General features: G+C 63.7%; 15 protein-coding genes. 8 read left to right on the top strand and 7 right to left on the bottom strand.

The window, feature by feature from the left end; genetic code table 11:
• Positions 1-177: 177 nt before the first annotated feature.
• From hpnC to AC07VH_RS01440, 6 genes are all read left to right on the top strand, one after another.
• Positions 178-1,059: a squalene synthase HpnC gene (hpnC, locus tag AC07VH_RS01465; protein WP_475414518.1), complete on the top strand. Its 882-nt coding sequence runs from the start codon at positions 178-180 to the stop codon at positions 1,057-1,059.
• A 46-nt stretch (positions 1,060-1,105) separates the two neighbouring features.
• Positions 1,106-1,939 carry a presqualene diphosphate synthase HpnD gene (gene hpnD / locus AC07VH_RS01460; protein ID WP_489627507.1) on the top strand — a complete coding sequence of 278 codons (834 nt, stop codon included), beginning with the start codon at positions 1,106-1,108 and terminating at the stop codon, positions 1,937-1,939.
• 7 nt (positions 1,940-1,946) lie between these two features.
• Positions 1,947-3,305 carry a hydroxysqualene dehydroxylase HpnE gene (gene hpnE, locus AC07VH_RS01455; protein ID WP_494786519.1) on the top strand — a complete coding sequence of 453 codons (1,359 nt, stop codon included), beginning with the start codon at positions 1,947-1,949 and terminating at the stop codon, positions 3,303-3,305.
• Positions 3,306-3,429: 124 nt separating this feature from the next.
• Positions 3,430-3,585, top strand: coding sequence for a hypothetical protein (locus AC07VH_RS01450; RefSeq protein ID WP_494786518.1), 156 nt, complete (start codon positions 3,430-3,432; stop codon positions 3,583-3,585).
• A gap of 28 nt (positions 3,586-3,613) precedes the next feature.
• Positions 3,614-4,396 carry a DUF1700 domain-containing protein gene (locus tag AC07VH_RS01445; protein WP_494786517.1) on the top strand — a complete coding sequence of 261 codons (783 nt, stop codon included), beginning with the start codon at positions 3,614-3,616 and terminating at the stop codon, positions 4,394-4,396.
• Between the two features lie 10 nt (positions 4,397-4,406).
• Positions 4,407-5,213, top strand: coding sequence for a head GIN domain-containing protein (locus tag AC07VH_RS01440; protein ID WP_475414514.1), 807 nt, complete (start codon positions 4,407-4,409; stop codon positions 5,211-5,213).
• A gap of 169 nt (positions 5,214-5,382) precedes the next feature.
• Here the strand turns inward: AC07VH_RS01440 and AC07VH_RS01435 are convergent, their stop codons facing one another.
• Positions 5,383-6,624, bottom strand: coding sequence for a TIGR03862 family flavoprotein (locus AC07VH_RS01435; RefSeq protein WP_494786516.1), 1,242 nt, complete (start codon positions 6,622-6,624; stop codon positions 5,383-5,385).
• A gap of 154 nt (positions 6,625-6,778) precedes the next feature.
• On the opposite strand from AC07VH_RS01435, the gene AC07VH_RS01430 reads away from it, so the two are divergent.
• Entirely contained in the window at positions 6,779-7,012 is a 234-nt protein-coding gene (locus tag AC07VH_RS01430; protein WP_489627512.1) for a hypothetical protein, read from the top strand.
• A 42-nt stretch (positions 7,013-7,054) separates the two neighbouring features.
• Here the strand turns inward: AC07VH_RS01430 and moaD are convergent, their stop codons facing one another.
• The 3 genes from moaD to thrC are packed head-to-tail and all read right to left on the bottom strand — an operon-like array spanning position 7,055 to position 10,027.
• The gene (moaD, locus tag AC07VH_RS01425) at positions 7,055-7,309 is read right to left on the bottom strand and encodes a molybdopterin converting factor subunit 1 (RefSeq protein ID WP_489627513.1); all 255 of its coding nucleotides are present in this window, start codon (positions 7,307-7,309) and stop codon (positions 7,055-7,057) included.
• A gap of 10 nt (positions 7,310-7,319) precedes the next feature.
• Positions 7,320-8,546, bottom strand: a complete 1,227-nt coding sequence (locus AC07VH_RS01420; RefSeq protein WP_489627514.1) for a molybdopterin molybdotransferase MoeA — start codon at positions 8,544-8,546, stop codon at positions 7,320-7,322.
• Positions 8,546-10,027: a threonine synthase gene (gene thrC, locus AC07VH_RS01415; RefSeq protein WP_494786515.1), complete on the bottom strand. Its 1,482-nt coding sequence runs from the start codon at positions 10,025-10,027 to the stop codon at positions 8,546-8,548. Before thrC ends, AC07VH_RS01420 begins: the two co-directional genes overlap by 1 nt.
• Positions 10,028-10,315: 288 nt before the next feature.
• On the opposite strand from thrC, the gene AC07VH_RS01410 reads away from it, so the two are divergent.
• Positions 10,316-11,056: an AAA family ATPase gene (locus tag AC07VH_RS01410; protein ID WP_475414508.1), complete on the top strand. Its 741-nt coding sequence runs from the start codon at positions 10,316-10,318 to the stop codon at positions 11,054-11,056.
• Between the two features lie 167 nt (positions 11,057-11,223).
• Here the strand turns inward: AC07VH_RS01410 and AC07VH_RS01405 are convergent, their stop codons facing one another.
• From AC07VH_RS01405 to kbl, 3 genes are read right to left on the bottom strand one after another with little or no spacing between them, the layout of a single operon-like run.
• The gene (locus AC07VH_RS01405) at positions 11,224-12,624 is read right to left on the bottom strand and encodes an L-serine ammonia-lyase (protein ID WP_494786514.1); all 1,401 of its coding nucleotides are present in this window, start codon (positions 12,622-12,624) and stop codon (positions 11,224-11,226) included.
• A gap of 51 nt (positions 12,625-12,675) precedes the next feature.
• Complete coding sequence (locus tag AC07VH_RS01400) at positions 12,676-13,641, bottom strand: NAD-dependent epimerase/dehydratase family protein (RefSeq protein WP_326456187.1); 966 nt, start codon at positions 13,639-13,641, stop codon at positions 12,676-12,678.
• 20 nt (positions 13,642-13,661) lie between these two features.
• The gene (gene kbl, locus AC07VH_RS01395; protein WP_494786513.1) at positions 13,662-14,888 is read right to left on the bottom strand and encodes a glycine C-acetyltransferase; all 1,227 of its coding nucleotides are present in this window, start codon (positions 14,886-14,888) and stop codon (positions 13,662-13,664) included.
• Positions 14,889-15,068: the final 180 nt, after the last annotated feature.

Genomic DNA, 15,068 nt, shown 5'->3' with positions numbered 1-15,068 from the left:
ACTTTTTCGCACGCGATATCCTTAAATTTGTGACAATATCAGCTTGGCCATGGCGGGGAACGACTTCTCGCTAATGACTTTCTGGTTATTAATTATAATCGTGCGTAAAAGTTTTTAGTGACTTTTGCGTCATTAATCTCGAGATTAAAAAACTGCAAGACTAAAGAAGCGTGTTCAATGCCTGTAGACCATTACGAAAATTTTCCTGTTGCATCATTTTTACTGCCGCGCCGCCTGGTGCCCGCCGTCGAAGCCATCTATGCCTTCGCCCGCAGCGCCGACGACCTGGCCGATGAAGGCGACGCCACGCCGGCCGAACGCCTGGCCTTTCTACACGCCTACGAAGAGGCGCTGGGGCGCATCGCCCGCGAAGAAGGCCATGCTGGCGAGAACGCCGCCATGTTCGAACGCCTGGCCGCCGTCATCGCCAAATTCCAGCTGCCGCTGAAGCCATTCCACGATTTATTATCCGCTTTCAAGCAGGACGTGGAAACGACGCGCTACGCCAGCTATGACGATGTGCTCGATTACTGCGCCCGCTCCGCCAACCCTGTGGGGCTGTTGATGCTGCACCTGTACGGTGCGGCCGATGAACAGAATGTACGCGATTCCGATGCGATATGTTCAGCTTTGCAACTAATTAATTTCCTGCAAGACGTCGCCATCGACCAGCAAAAAGAGCGCATCTACCTGCCGATGGAAGACCTGAGCCGCTTTGCCGTCTCCGCCGCCGCCTTCGAGCGGCCCGAGGCGCACGGCAAGTGGAGCGCCCTGATGCGCTTCGAAGTGGCCCGCACGCGCGCCCTGATGCTGTCGGGGGCGCCGCTGGCCCTGCGCTTGCGCGGGCGCATCGGCTGGGAACTGCGGCTGGTGGTGCAAGGTGGCTTGCGCATCCTCGAAGCCATCGAAGCCGTCAATTACGACGTGTTCCGGCGCCGCCCCAAGCTGGAGAAACGCGACTGGCTGATCATTTTCTGGCGCGCCCTGCGCATGTCGCGCAAAAGCTTGCATCAAGAGACACAAGTAAAAACGGCTTTTCCCCCGTCGCCTACTCTGTAAGACGATAGAATAGCGGCTTCGATCTGCAACCCTTGCTCTTTTGACTATGTCTCCCGACGAATACTGCCAACAAAAGGCCGCCCAGAGCGGCTCCAGCTTCTACTACAGCTTCCTGTTCCTGCCGGCCGAGCGCCGCAAGGCCATCACGGCCCTGTACGCCTTCTGCCGCGAAGTCGACGACACGGTCGATGAATGCACGGACGAAGCCGTGGCACGCACCAAGCTGGTGTGGTGGCGCAAGGAAGTCAAGGCCATGTACGAGGGCAACCCCACGCATCCCGTGATGCGCGCGCTGCAGCCGCACCTGGCCGTGTATAAACTGGAAGAAAAGCATATGCAGGCCATCATCGACGGCATGGAAATGGACTTGAACCAGACCCGCTACCTCGATTACCAGGCCATGAGCCGCTATTGCTGGCACGTGGCCAGCGTGGTCGGTATCTTGTCGGCCAGCATCTTTGGCGCGACCCGCCCGGAAACGCTGCTGTATGCGGAAAAGCTGGGCCATGCCTTCCAGCTGACCAACATCATCCGCGACGTGGGCGAGGATGCGCGCAAGGGGCGCATCTACCTGCCGATCAGCGAGTTGCAGCAATTTAACGTGACGGCGGCCGATTTGCTGAACGCGCGCCATAGCGAGAACTTCGAAAACCTCATGCGCTTCCAGGCGGCGCGCGCACAGCAAGCCTATGACGAGGCCTTCGCCCTGCTGCCGGCGGAGGATCGCCGCGCCCAGCGCCCGGGCCTGATCATGGCCGCCATCTACCGCACCCTGCTCAATGAAGTCGAGCGCGACGGCTATCACGTGCTGAAACAGCGCATCTCGCTCACGCCGATCCGCAAACTGTGGCTGGCCTGGAAGACCTGGGTTCGTGGCTGAGCGTAGCGTGAAGCAACGCTACGCCGTCATCGGCGCCGGTTGGGCCGGCTGCGCGGCGGCCATGGAACTGGCGCGCGCCGGCCATGCCGTCACCGTCTACGAGGCGGCGCGCACCCTGGGCGGGCGCGCGCGCCGGGTCGAACGCGAAGGCGGCGTACTCGACAACGGCCAGCACATCCTGCTGGGCGCCTATACGGAAACCTTGCGCCTGATCAAGCTCGCGGGACAAGACCCCGCCGAGCTGATCCTGTCGCTACCCCTGCAGATGCGCTATCCGCCCGGCGCTAAAGGCATGGATTTTCTCGCGCCGCGCCTGCCCGCGCCGCTGCACCTGGCATGGGCATTACTGCGCGCCAAAGGCTTACAAGGCGCCGACAAGCTGTCGCTGATGCGTTTTTCCACGGCCATGCGCTGGATGGGCTGGGAGCTGTACCACGATTGCACGGTCAGCGAATTGCTGCAGCGCTTCGACCAGACGGACACCTTGAACCGGCTGATGTGGCACCCGCTGTGCCTGGCGGCCTTGAATACGCCGCCCGAGCGGGCCTCGGCCCGCGTCTTCATCAACGTGCTGCGCGACAGCCTGGGGGCAAGCCGCCGCCGCGCCTCCGACATGCTGATCCCGAAGGCGGACCTCTCCGCCCTGCTGCCCGACGCGGCCGCCCGCTATGTGGAACAGCATGGCGGCGCGGTGCGCACGGGCGCCAAGGTGGCCGCCTTGCACGCCTTGCCCGATGGCCGCTGGCAGCTCGATGAGACCGACACCTACGACGGCGTCATCGTGGCCACCTCGTCCGTGCAGGCCGCCAGCCTGCTGCAAGGCTTGCAGGACGCGCGCCTGGCCGATGCCATTGACCGCATGCAAGCCTTCACGCCGGAAGCCATCAGCACCTGCTACCTGCAGTACGACGCCAGCGTGCGCCTGGACTTGCCGTTCTACGCCCTCGTCGATGCACCAGAGCAACAGCACTGGGGCCAGTTCGTCTTCGACCGGGGCCAGCTCGACAGCAAGCAGGCGGGCTTGCTGGCCGTCGTCATCAGCGCATCGGGCGATGCCGCCGAGCAAGGCCATGGGCCGCTGGCGCAGGCGATCGCCGCGCAGCTGGCGCAGGTTCTGCAGCGCCCGGAGCTGGCGCAGCCCGCCTGGACACAGCTGATCACGGAAAAGCGCGCCACTTTTGCCAGCACCCCGGATCTGCGGCGCCCCGGCAATGCCAGCGGCATGCCGGGCCTGCTGCTGGCCGGCGACTACACGGCCAATGACGACCGGACGCAAGACTATCCGGCCACCATCGAGGCGGCCGTGCGCAGCGGCGTGGCGGCGGCCAGGATGGCGAACACGGACAAGGCGGCAAAACAGACTTGACGGTGCATCCTTCCCTGGTGTCGCTCGCCCCCGCGAAATTGCATTCTGTCGCACCGCGCTGGTGCGTCCGCCTGCGCTTGGGTACAGTCCGATCATCGACAACGGCCATGCCACGGGGAATACCATGCACACCACCTTGCACTTGAAAAACAGCTTGAAAGCCGTGGCGCTGCTCGCTTGTGTGCTGCTCGCCACCCTGATCGTCGTTCACGGACCGCAGGCGCCGCAAGCACCACTCATGCTGAGCCAGGCAAGCATGCTGCTGCCGGCAGTGGGATGAAGCGGCGCAGCGGACGGACAGGAAGAATATGATGAACAAGCAAGATTATCTCGAGGCGCTGCGGCGCGCGCTGGCAGGCTTGCCGCCGGACCTGGTGGCCAAGACCATGGACTATTACGAACAGACCTTCATCGAAGGGGCGGCGGCGGGACGCAGCGAGCACGAGATCGCCGACGAACTGGGCGATCCGAAAAAAATCGCCCTCACCTTGCGCAGCAGCACCCACCGCCAGGCATTCGAACAGAAGAAAACCCCCGTCAACCTGCTGCGCCTGCTCGTCTCGCTGGTGGGCCTGGCCATCTTCAACCTGTTCATGGTCGTGCCCGCCGCCGTGTACGCGGCCCTGCTGGCCACCCTGTATGCCGTCGGCCTGAGCTTTTACCTGGCCGGCATCGCCATCACGGCCAGCGGTTTGTCCGGCGCCAACGAACTGGTGCTCGAGGGCCCCCTGCGCCACGTCTTCATCCATGATGATGACGGCGGCGAAGGGGACGAGCGGCGCGAAACGCGCATCACCATCGGCGACACGGGCATCGAAGTCGACCACCTGCCCGGCCCCGTCAAAACCGAACCCGAGACGCCGGGCGCGTCGTCGCGCGTGATGGAGCGGGCCGAAGCGCTCGCCGGCGGCGGCATCCGCATCTCCACCGACATGGACCGCGATGCGCGCACCACGCAAACCGTCTTCGGCATGGGCATGCTGCTTGGCGGCATCGCCATCTTCCTGCTCAGTCTGGTGGTCACACGTTATACCCTGATCGGCATCAAGCGCTACATCGCCATGAATGTTTCCCTCCTCAAAGGTCACTAGAAAGGCTGCCATGAAACGCTTATTCAAAGTCGGCCTGTCCATGTTCCTGCTGGCCCTGGTCCTGATCGCCATGTCGTATGCGGCCCTGCGCGCCAAGGGAATCAGCAATCCCAGCAGCGCTGCCGGCCGCGCCGTGCGCAGCGAAATGCGCCCGATTGCCGCCAATATCACCAGCATCGACCTGGCCGGCCCCATCGACCTCGTGCTGCGCCGCGGCGCCACGCCATCGCTGAAGGTGAGCGGCGAGCAGCGGCTGCTGTCGAACGTCGACACGACGTCCGATGGCACGACCCTGCATATCGGCCCGAAAGGCATGCTGTTCCACCACCGCCAGCCGCTGCAGGTGGAGTTGGTGCTGCCAGCCCTCGTGCGCGTGGAAGTGCATGGCAATGGCGACAGCAAGATCACGGGATTTTCCGGCGACAGTTTTATCCTGGAGTTGACGGGCTCAGGCGACGTCAGCTTCACGGGACGCTACAAGCAGGTGCAGGCGACCGTCAACGGCAGCGGCGACCTCGACATCAATGCCGGCAACAGCGACAGCGTGGTGCTGGAAATGGTGGGGTCCGGGCGCATCGCCGCCAGCGGCAACACGAAATTCCTGCGCGCCGACCTGAGCGGCTCAGGCGACATCGATGCCGAGCACCTGGCCGCCGACAAGGCCAGCGTCAGCCTGCAAGGCTCGGGCCAGAGCACCGTCTTCGTGCGCGACGCCGCCAACCTGACCCTGCGCGGCAGCGGCGATATCCACGTGCACGGCAACCCGCGCCAGCGCGAGACCCAGAAAAGCGGGTCAGGCGACATCATCTGGCATTAATGATGACGCAGTTCACAATCTACTGCGCGGCGCGATTTGCGGCTGGCGATGCTCGCTGCCTCGGCGGCCCCGCACCAGAGTACAGCTGCGCTTCTCAGCCACAACTCGGGGCCGCTCGCTACGATTGTGAACAGCGTCGTGGCGCTAACGATCAAATGCTGTTGTAATTTCAAAAATTCCCTTCCAGCCAACTGACCGCCTGCTCGCCGGCCGCCTTGCCTTGCGCCAGGCAGGCCGTCAGCAGGTAGCCGCCCGTCGGCGCTTCCCAGTCCAGCATTTCCCCCGCCACGAACACGCCCGGCATGGCGCGCAGCATGCTGCCGTCGATGCCGTCGAAATCCACGCCGCCGGCGCTGCTGATGGCTTCATCGATGGGGCGCGGACGCTGCAAGGTGACGGGCAGCAGCTTGATGGCGGCCGCCAGTCTGGCTTCGTCGGCAAAGTCGGCCGCGCTCAGGCATTCGCGCAGCAAGCCAGATTTCACGCCCTTGATGCCCAGACGGCTGTTCAGGTGGCTGGACATGGAGCGGGAACCGCGCGGGCGCGTCACTTCCTCGAACACGCGTTCATGCGTGTGGTCGGGCGCCAGGTCGAGCCAGATGGTGGTGTGGCCGTCGCGCGCGATCTGCTCGCGCAGCGCGGCCGATAAGGCATAGATCAGGCTGCCCTCGACCCCGCCCGCCGTGATGACGAACTGCCCCTGGCGCTTGATCATGCAGTCATCCAGGTCGCGTGCCGAGATGGCCACCGTCGCCAGCGGTTCGCCCGCATGGCGGCTGCTGAAATGCTCGCTCCAGTCCACGTCGAAGCCGCAATTGGCCGGCGCCAAAGGCGCCACGGCCACACCCTGCCCTTGCAGCAGGGGCACCCAGGCGCCGTCCGACCCGAGCCGCGCCCAGCTGCCGCCGCCCAGCGCCAGGATCACGGCGTCGAAGGCGCGCAGGCGCTCGCCGTCCGGCGTGGCGAAGGCCAGCTGGCCTTCGCGCCAGCCCGTCCAGCGGTGGCGCATGTGAAACTGCACGCCCGCTTCGCGCAGGCGGTGCAGCCAGGCGCGCAGCAAAGGCGCCGCCTTCATGTCCGTCGGGAAGACGCGGTTCGACGAGCCGACAAAGGTGTCGACGCCCAGGCCGTGTACCCAGTCGCGCACCTTTTGCGGGCCGAACTGGTCCAGCGCCGGTTTCACGCGGTGCGCCGGCCGGCCGTAGCGCGAGACGAAGGACTGGTAGTCTTCCGCGTGCGTGATATTCATGCCGCCGCGCCCTGCCAGCAGGAATTTGCGCCCCACGGAAGGCATGGCGTCGAACAGCTCCACCCTGGCGCCCTGCTCGACGGCCGCCTGGGCGGCCATCAGGCCGGCGGGGCCGCCGCCGATGACGGCGATGTGGAAGGGAGGAAGGCTGGAATGGGTCATGGCATGCTGGAAGACGGTGAAAACCCCGGCATTTTAGTCGAGATCAGCCCAGCGGATGGCAAGAATGCCGAAAAATGATGCATACTGCGCGGACATGCCGCAGCGATCGGCACTTCGACTTCACGAGACAACGCGACGACAAGAGGAGAAACACATGGGCGCAGGATTCTGGATTTCCCGCTATTTGCTGGCCAGCTCGATCTTATTCATCATCCTCGCGGTGGTCGAATACAGCAAGGGCAGCACCAGCCAGACCGACATCCTCAGCGCGCTGGCCTGGTCGCTGGTGGCGTCGGCCATCTTCATCGGCTCGAAATACTGGCGTTATCGGAAGGCCGTCGCCTGCGCCGCGTGCAGCGGGGACAAGCCAAAAGCCAAGTCGCGATAAGAAAATGGCCGCTTCAGCGGCCATTTTCTTGCGCGGACATGCTCAGCCGCCTGTCACGGGCGGGAAGAACGCCACCTCGTCGCCTTCAGCGATCACGGTATCGGCATCGCACATCACCTGGTTATGCGCCATGCGCAGCGCGCGGCCCTGCGCCAGCGCGTATTCCCAGTTGCCGCCGCGGCCGATCAGCAGGGTTCTCACCTCGCCCACCGTCAGCGGCCCGGCTACTTCCAGTACTTCCTGGCCCGTGCCCACCAGCTCGCGCACGCTGGCGAAAAATCGCAGATTGATCTTCATCGATACTTCCTTAGTACAGCAATTCGTTAAACGGGATGAAGCGCAGCATGTCGCCGCGCGCGATCGACAGCCCCGGCGGGCAATCGATCAAGCCGTCGCCCCACACGGTGGACGTCAGCACGCCCGAACTCTGGTTGGCGAACAGTTCCAGTTCGCCGTCCTCATTGACCCTGGCGCGCAGGAACTCGTTACGCTTGTCCGCCTTCAGCCGCTCGAACGCGGCCGGCAGCTTGTAGCTGCGCGGCGCCAGGCTGCCCGCCACGCCTTGCAGGCGCAAAATGAACGGGCGCACGAACAGCAAAAACGTGACGAAGCTGGAGACGGGATTGCCGGGCAAGCCGACAAAGAAGGCGTCCCGCACCTCGCCAAACGCCAGCGGCTTGCCCGGCTTAACGGCGATCTGCCACATGTTCAGCCGCCCTTCCGCTTCCACGGCCGGCTTGATGTGGTCTTCCTCGCCCACGGACACGCCGCCCGAGGTGATGATCAAATCATTGCCCTGCGCCGCCTGCCGCAGCACGGCCTTGGTCGCTTCCAGGCTGTCGGGCACGATGCCCAGGTCCGTGATCTCGCAGCCCAGGTTTTCCAGCAGGCCCCGCAAGGTAAAACGGTTCGAGTTGTAGACGGCGCCCGGCACCAAAGGTTCGCCCGGCATGGCCAGCTCGTCGCCCGTGAAGAAGACGGCCACGCGCAGCTTGCGCAGCACCGGCACTTGCGCCAGGCCCACCGAGGCGGCCAGGCCCATTTCCTGGCTGCGCAGGCGCCGGCCCGGGCCGAGGATTTCGCCGCCGGCGCGGATATCCTCGCCCTGGCGGCGCACCCATTCGCCCGCGTGCGGCACGTGATTGACCGTCACCACGCCGTCAAGCACCGTGCACTGCTCCTGCATCACGACGCAATCGGCGCCGTCCGGGAGCAAGGCGCCCGTGAAGATGCGCGCCGCCGTCCCCGGCTGCAGGGGCTGGCCCACGTGGCCGGCCGCGATGCGCTGCGACACGGGCAGGCTGGCCGCGCCGCTGGCGCAGTCGCTGGCGCGTACGGCGTAGCCATCCATCTGCGTGTTGTCGCGCTCGGGCACGTTCAGGGCCGACGTTTGCGCGGCCGCCAGCACGCGGCCGTTGGCGCGCATGGTGTCGACCAGCTCCACTTCGGCCACCGGGCGCGCCGCGCCCAGCATGAAGGCCTGCGCCTCGGCCACCGACAGCATGGCTTTGCGTTGTGCGGTCGGATCGTTCATCACAAACCCGTATTGGCGGCGATATACGCCTTCATTTTTTCCACGTCGGCATCCATCACGACGAACTTTTGCGGCAAGTCCTCGATGTTTTCGAAGCCGGCCGGCCGTTCCGCGTCCACGCCCAGCGCTTCGAGGATGGTTTCGTTGAACTTGGCCGCCAGCGCCGTTTCCAGCACGATCATCGGCACGTTCGGCTCCAGGTGCTCGCGCGCCACCTTGATGCCGTCGGCCGTGTGCGTGTCGATGGTGATGCCGTAGTCGTCGGCCACGTCGCGGATGGTGTCGAGGCGGTCCTGGTGCGTGGACTTGCCCGACTTGAAGCCGTATTTGGCCACCAGCTTGAACTCGTCGCCATCGCTGCCAGGCTTGCCGGACAAGTCGAAGCCGCCATGCGTTTCCACTTTCGTGAACAGGGCGCGCACGCGCTCGCTGTCGCGGCCCACGAGGTCGTAGACGAAGCGCTCGAAGTTCGACGCTTTCGAGATATCCATCGACGGGCTGCTCGTGTGGTACGTTTCGGCCGACTTGCGCACGCGGTAGACGCCCGTGCGGAAGAATTCGTCGAGCACGTCGTTTTCATTCGTCGCGGCCACCAGTTTCGAGATCGGCAGCCCCATCATGCGGGCGATATGGCCGGCGCAGATATTACCGAAGTTGCCAGACGGCACCGTGAACGACACTTTTTGCTCGTTGCTGGTGGTGGCCGCCAGATAGCCGCGGAAGTAGTACACAACCTGCGCCACGACGCGCGCCCAGTTGATGGAATTGACGGTGCCGATCTTCTGTTTCGCCTTGAACAGCAAGTCGTTCGACACGGCCTTGACCATATCCTGGCAGTCGTCGAACACGCCTTCGACGGCGATGTTGTAGATGTTCGGGTCTTGCAGGCTGAACATCTGCGCCGTCTGGAAGGCGCTCATTTTCTTGTGCGGCGACAACATGAAGACACGGATACCCTTCTTGCCGCGCATCGCATATTCGGCCGCGCTGCCCGTGTCGCCCGAGGTGGCGCCGAAGATATTGAGTTCGGCGTCGTGCTTGGTGAGCGTGTATTCGAACAGGTTGCCCAGCAGCTGCATGGCCATGTCCTTGAAGGCCAGGGTCGGGCCGTTCGACAGCGCCTGCAGCATCAGGGTGGTCGATCCGCCCTTGACGACGTTTTCTTCCAGCACGCGCAGCGGCGTGATGTCGGCCGCGTTTTCGCCGGCGCGGGCGTTCTTGTAGACTGCCTTGGTATAGGTTTTCGCCGTCAGTGCCTTCAGGTCCGCGGCCGGGATATCGGTGGCGAACTTCTTCAGGATTTCGTAGGCCAGGTCGGCATACGACAATGTGCGCCAGGCATTGAGCTCGGCACCAGTGACTTGCGGGTAGTGTTCAGGGAGATACAGTCCGCCATCGGGGGCCAGGCCGCCCAGGAGGATGTCGGAAAATTGCTGCAGATTCGATGGCGCTTTGTCAGCGCGGGTAGACACGTAATGCATAGATTTGAAGAGTCCAGTTGAGCTGAGTGCGGTTGATCATGAATGGCAGCGGATATTATAGTGCCAGCCGCTCCCCAAGGCGAATCGCATGCGCACGCAGCCGTCCCGCGTCGCGCCCCTGTTGTCAAACAACAGCGCCGGGCAGAGGTGAAATCATTGTATTTTGGAAATTTTTGGTGATGCGGTCAACGTCCCGCATAAAGATGGGGCCGCGTACTGGCGCGTGCGCCTGATTTGCGCCACACTCATACTTGTCGGCCCGCCTGCGGGTCATTCATGGAAGCGGTCATGTCGCTGAGTAAAAAACCGTATCTGCAAAGCGCCACGCTGCGCCCCGACGCCGTCGTCGACCTCGATCACTATCCATTCACCATCCCCGCCATCCGCGACTTTGTGCACATGGACTTTCACCGCGACGTGACGTTCTTCGTGGGCGAAAATGGCAGCGGCAAGTCGACCATGCTCGAAGCGCTGGCCGTGGGACTGGGTTTCGGCAAGGATGGCGGCACGCGCAACGTGCGCATCGCCCTGCCCTCGGACGAGGAATCGGGCTTGCATGCGCACTTGCGCCTGAGCAAGAGCTATAAAAAACCCGAGGACAGCTATTTCCTGCGCGCCGAAAGCTTTTTCAACGTCGCCACCTACATGGACGAGATGCCCGAATACCTGGGCAGCTACGGCGGCAAGTCGCTGCACGCGCAATCGCACGGCGAAGCGTTCATGGCGACCCTGATCAACAAGCTGCGGGGCAAGGGACTGTATCTGCTGGACGAACCCGAGGCGGCCCTGTCGCCCAGCCGCCAGATGGCGGCTTTATCGGTGATCCACCAGCTGGTGCAGGACGACTCGCAGCTGATCATCGCCACCCACTCGCCGATTCTGCTCGCCTATCCGAACGCGAAAATCCTGATGTTTACGGGCGGCGGCATCCATGAGGTGGCGTATGAAGACACGGAACACTATGCCGTCACGCGTGATTTTCTGAATCACTACCCGCGCAGGCTGGAGCAGTTGTTTGAGGAGGAGTGAGGTGGTGGTTTGCTGCTTTGGTGATGTCGGCTTACTTATTTGGTGATGTCGGCTTACGCCCTGCGGGCTAAGCCGACCTGCGCCGGCCTGCGCCGACCTGCGTTGCTTGCGTCATGGCGTAGGTCGGATTAGCGCTGCGCGCGTAATCCGACGCCGCCACCGGCGCATCAGCAAGCGGCGTGGTTGACGGTAATCACGTGGACGGCCAGGCCCCCCAAGGACGTTTCCTTGTACTTGTCCTGCATGTCCGCGCCCGTCTGGCGCATGGTTTCGATGACTTCGTCGAGGCTGACGAAGTGCGTGCCGTCGCCCTTCAACGCCAGCGAGGCGGCCGTGATCGCCTTCACGGCGCCCATGCCGTTGCGCTCGATGCAGGGGATCTGCACCAGGCCGCCGATAGGGTCGCAGGTCATGCCCAGGTGGTGCTCGATGCCGATTTCGGCCGCGTTTTCGATCTGCTCGTTCGTGCCGCCCAGGGCCGCCACCAGGCCGGCCGCCGCCATGGCGCAGGCCACGCCCACTTCGCCCTGGCAGCCCACTTCCGCGCCCGAGATCGAGGCATTGCGTTTGCACAGCATGCCGATAGCCGCGGCCGTCAGCATGAAGCGGCGCACGCCGCCGACCGGATCGCTGGGGCGGCAATCCTGCGCGTAGTAGCGCAGCACGGCCGGGATGATGCCGGCGGCGCCATTGGTCGGCGCCGTCACGACGCGCCCGCCGGCCGCGTTTTCCTCGTTGACGGCCATCGCGTACAGGCTGACCAGGTGCACGGCGTCGTGCGGCAAGTCGTTGGCGCGGTTGTCCGACGCCTTCGCTTCCTGCGCCAATCGCCACAGTTTGGCGGCGCGGCGCTTGACGTTCAAGCCGCCCGGCAGGTTGCCCGTCGTTTCCAGGCCGTGCGCGATGCAATCGCGCATGACGTGCCAGATGCGGTCCAGTCCCGCGTTCAATTCCTCGTCGCTGCGCTTGACGCACTCGTTCGCGCGCAGCATTTCAGGGATCGACAGGCCGCTTTCTGCGCCATGCGCCAGCAACTGCTCCATGGTATCGAAGGGGAAGACGACGCGGGCAGCAGCGGCCGACTCCACGGCCGCTTCGGCCTGGGCTTCGCCTGCCTCGCGTATAAAACCGCCGCCGATCGAGTAATACACCTTGTCGACCCGGCTGCCATCAAGCAGCTTCAGCGTAAAACGCATGCCGTTCGGGTGCTCGGGCAAGGATTCGCTCTTGTGCCAGATCAAGCCCGTGGCGGCCGTGAACGGCACCACGTGCGTGCCCAGCAGCGCGATCTCGCCGGCCGCCTCGATGGCGGCCAGCTTGCTGTCGACGGCATCGGGCGCCACGTCCTGCGGCGTTTCGCCTATCAAGCCCAGAATGACGGCCTTGTCGGTGGCATGGCCCACGCCCGTCAGCGCCAGCGAGCCATACAGGGCCGCCTCGACGCCCACTACCTGATCCAGCGGACCGTATTCGACCAGAAAACGCCGCGCCGCCACCATCGGCCCCACGGTGTGGGAACTCGACGGCCCGATGCCGATCTTGAACAGGTCAAATACGCTCATATCCATGTAGTGTCTCTTTGCTTGTGTTTTAGTTATTTATATAGTGGTCGTGGGAATTCAAGCCGCCTTGGCCGCCTGCCCCGCATCGACATTGGCCAGCATGTCCGTGACCATCTGCTCGACGCCGATCTGCGCCTTCCAGCCCCAGTCCGCGCTGGCCTTGCTGTCGTCCAGGCTTTGCGGCCAGCTGTCGGCGATGGCCTGGCGGCTGTCCGGCTTGTAGCTGATCTTGAAATCGGGGACCATGCGCACGATGGCTTTCGCCAGCTGCTCGGGGTTGAACGACACGCCGGCCACATTGTAGGACGAACGGATCTTGATCGATGCCGCCGGCGCGTCCATCAGTTCGATGGTGGCGCGGATGGCGTCGGGCATGTAGATCATCGGCAGCGTGGTGTTCGCATCGAGGAAGCAGTCATAGCGCTCGCCGCGCAAGGCCGCATGGAAGATGGCGATGGCGTAATCGGTGGTGCCGCCGCCCGGAGGCGACTTGTAGCTGATGATGCCAGGGTAGCGGATGCTGCGCACGTCCACGCCATACTTGTTGAAGTAGTATTCGCACAGGCGCTCGCCGGCCAGCTTGCTGATACCGTACATCGAGGTCGGGTCCATCACCGTCATTTGCGGGGTGTTCACTTGCGGCGTGTTCGGGCCGAAGGCGGCGATCGACGATGGCCAGAAGATGCGCAGCGGTTTGCCCGCCTCGCCGCGCTCGCGCGCCAGTTCCAGGATATTCAGCAAGCCATCCATGTTCAGGCTCCACGCCTTCAACGGGGCCGCTTCGCCCGTGGCCGACAGCATGGCCGCCAGCTGGTACACCTGGGTGATGTTCTCGTCGGCGATGATCTTCGCCAGGCCGTCCTTGTCCAGCACATTCAACTGCGCGTAGCGCTTGGCCTGGTACAGATTATTCGTGCCGATGTCGCTGGCGATGACGTTGTCCGCGCCGTGCTGCTGCGCCAGCGCGCCCACCAGTTCACTACCGATTTGGCCGTTTGCGCCAATGACTAAGATGCGTTCCATGCTATTTTCCTGAATTCTTGTTAGTTGGTCGTGGTAGTGCTGGTCAGCAGACCGAGTTCCTTGCCGGCCTGCTCGAAGGCGGCCAGCACTTGCACCAGCTGTGCGCGGGTGTGCGCGGCGGACAGCTGCACGCGGACACGGGCCTGGCCCATCGGCACGACCGGGTAGAAGAAGCCCGTCACCAGCACGCCCAGTTCATACAGGCGGGCGGCGAATTTCTGCGCCACGGGCGCGTCGAACAGCATCACGGGAACCACGGGATGCGTGCCCGGCTTGATGGTAAAGCCGATGCGTTCGATCTCGCTGCGGAAGAACGCCGTGTTGTCATGCAGGCGGTCGCGCAGTTCCGTCGACTTGGCCAGGCGCTCCAGCACCGACAGCGAAGCGCCGGCGATCGATGGCGCCAGGGTGTTCGAGAAAAGGTAGGGACGCGATTTCTGGCGCAGGGTGTCGATGACTTCCTTGCGCGCCGAGGTAAAACCGCCCATGGCGCCGCCCAGGGCCTTGCCCAGGGTGCCCGTGATGATGTCGATGCGGCCCATCACATTGTGGTGCTCGTGCGTGCCGCGGCCCGTCGCGCCCATGAAGCCGGAAGCGTGACATTCATCGATCATCACCAGCGCGCCATACTTGTCGGCCAGGTCGCAGATCTTGTCCAGTTGCGCGATCGTGCCGTCCATCGAGAACACGCCGTCCGTGACGATGACCTTGTGGCGCTTGCCGGCGGCAATCGCCGCTTGCAGTTGTACTTCCAGGTCGGCCATGTCGTTGTGGGCGTAGCGGTAGCGGCCGGCCTTGCACAGGCGGATGCCGTCGATGATGGAGGCGTGGTTCAGCGCGTCCGAGATGATGGCGTCGTTTTCATCGAACAGGGGCTCGAACACGCCGCCGTTGGCGTCGAAGGCCGCCGCGTACAAAATCGTGTCTTCGGTGCCCAGGAAGGCGGAAATCGCCTGTTCCAATTCTTTATGTACGGTTTGCGTGCCGCAGATGAAGCGCACGGACGACAGGCCGTAGCCGTATTTTTGCGTAGCGGCAATAGATGCTTCCTGCGTCTGCAGGTCGCCGGACAGGCCCAGGTAGTTGTTCGCACACATATTGATCAGGGTACGGCCGTCGTCGCACACCACTTCAGCGCCCTGGCGCGAGGCGATCACGCGCTCCGGCTTGTACAAGCCTTGCTGGCGCAGTTGATCGAGGTTCTGTTGCAGACCGCTGAAAAAGGTGTTCTTCGCTTGCTCGCTCATGATGATCCTTGTGTGTCCCTGTTGTATGCGTGTTGTATTGGCCGCCATAGGGGAAAAGCCGTCGCTTGACCGGTGCGCGCGCAATGCTGTACCGTGAAGCGCTGTTTGAAGTCTACACGTTTCCGTGATTCCCTTCAAAATCCACTATTTCGAACTGAAATTCAATATAGTGGATATTAC

This window comes from Janthinobacterium sp. GW821-FHT03C10, assembly GCF_059420865.1.
This window is presented reverse-complemented; position numbering and strand designations above follow the sequence as displayed.

Bases quoted from the DNA above. Each gene is read 5' to 3' on its own strand.
- hpnC (WP_475414518.1), top strand. From the start codon at position 178: ATGCCTGTAGACCATTACGAAAATTTTCCTGTTGCATCATTTTTACTG.
- hpnD (WP_489627507.1), top strand. From the start codon at position 1,106: ATGTCTCCCGACGAATACTGCCAACAAAAGGCCGCCCAGAGCGGCTCC.
- AC07VH_RS01450 (WP_494786518.1), top strand. From the start codon at position 3,430: ATGCACACCACCTTGCACTTGAAAAACAGCTTGAAAGCCGTGGCGCTG.
- AC07VH_RS01445 (WP_494786517.1), top strand. From the start codon at position 3,614: ATGATGAACAAGCAAGATTATCTCGAGGCGCTGCGGCGCGCGCTGGCA.
- AC07VH_RS01440 (WP_475414514.1), top strand. From the start codon at position 4,407: ATGAAACGCTTATTCAAAGTCGGCCTGTCCATGTTCCTGCTGGCCCTG.
- AC07VH_RS01435 (WP_494786516.1), bottom strand. From the start codon at position 6,624: ATGACCCATTCCAGCCTTCCTCCCTTCCACATCGCCGTCATCGGCGGC.
- AC07VH_RS01430 (WP_489627512.1), top strand. From the start codon at position 6,779: ATGGGCGCAGGATTCTGGATTTCCCGCTATTTGCTGGCCAGCTCGATC.
- moaD (WP_489627513.1), bottom strand. From the start codon at position 7,309: ATGAAGATCAATCTGCGATTTTTCGCCAGCGTGCGCGAGCTGGTGGGC.
- AC07VH_RS01420 (WP_489627514.1), bottom strand. From the start codon at position 8,546: ATGAACGATCCGACCGCACAACGCAAAGCCATGCTGTCGGTGGCCGAG.
- thrC (WP_494786515.1), bottom strand. From the start codon at position 10,027: ATGCATTACGTGTCTACCCGCGCTGACAAAGCGCCATCGAATCTGCAG.
- AC07VH_RS01410 (WP_475414508.1), top strand. From the start codon at position 10,316: ATGTCGCTGAGTAAAAAACCGTATCTGCAAAGCGCCACGCTGCGCCCC.
- AC07VH_RS01405 (WP_494786514.1), bottom strand. From the start codon at position 12,624: ATGGATATGAGCGTATTTGACCTGTTCAAGATCGGCATCGGGCCGTCG.
- AC07VH_RS01400 (WP_326456187.1), bottom strand. From the start codon at position 13,641: ATGGAACGCATCTTAGTCATTGGCGCAAACGGCCAAATCGGTAGTGAA.
- kbl (WP_494786513.1), bottom strand. From the start codon at position 14,888: ATGAGCGAGCAAGCGAAGAACACCTTTTTCAGCGGTCTGCAACAGAAC.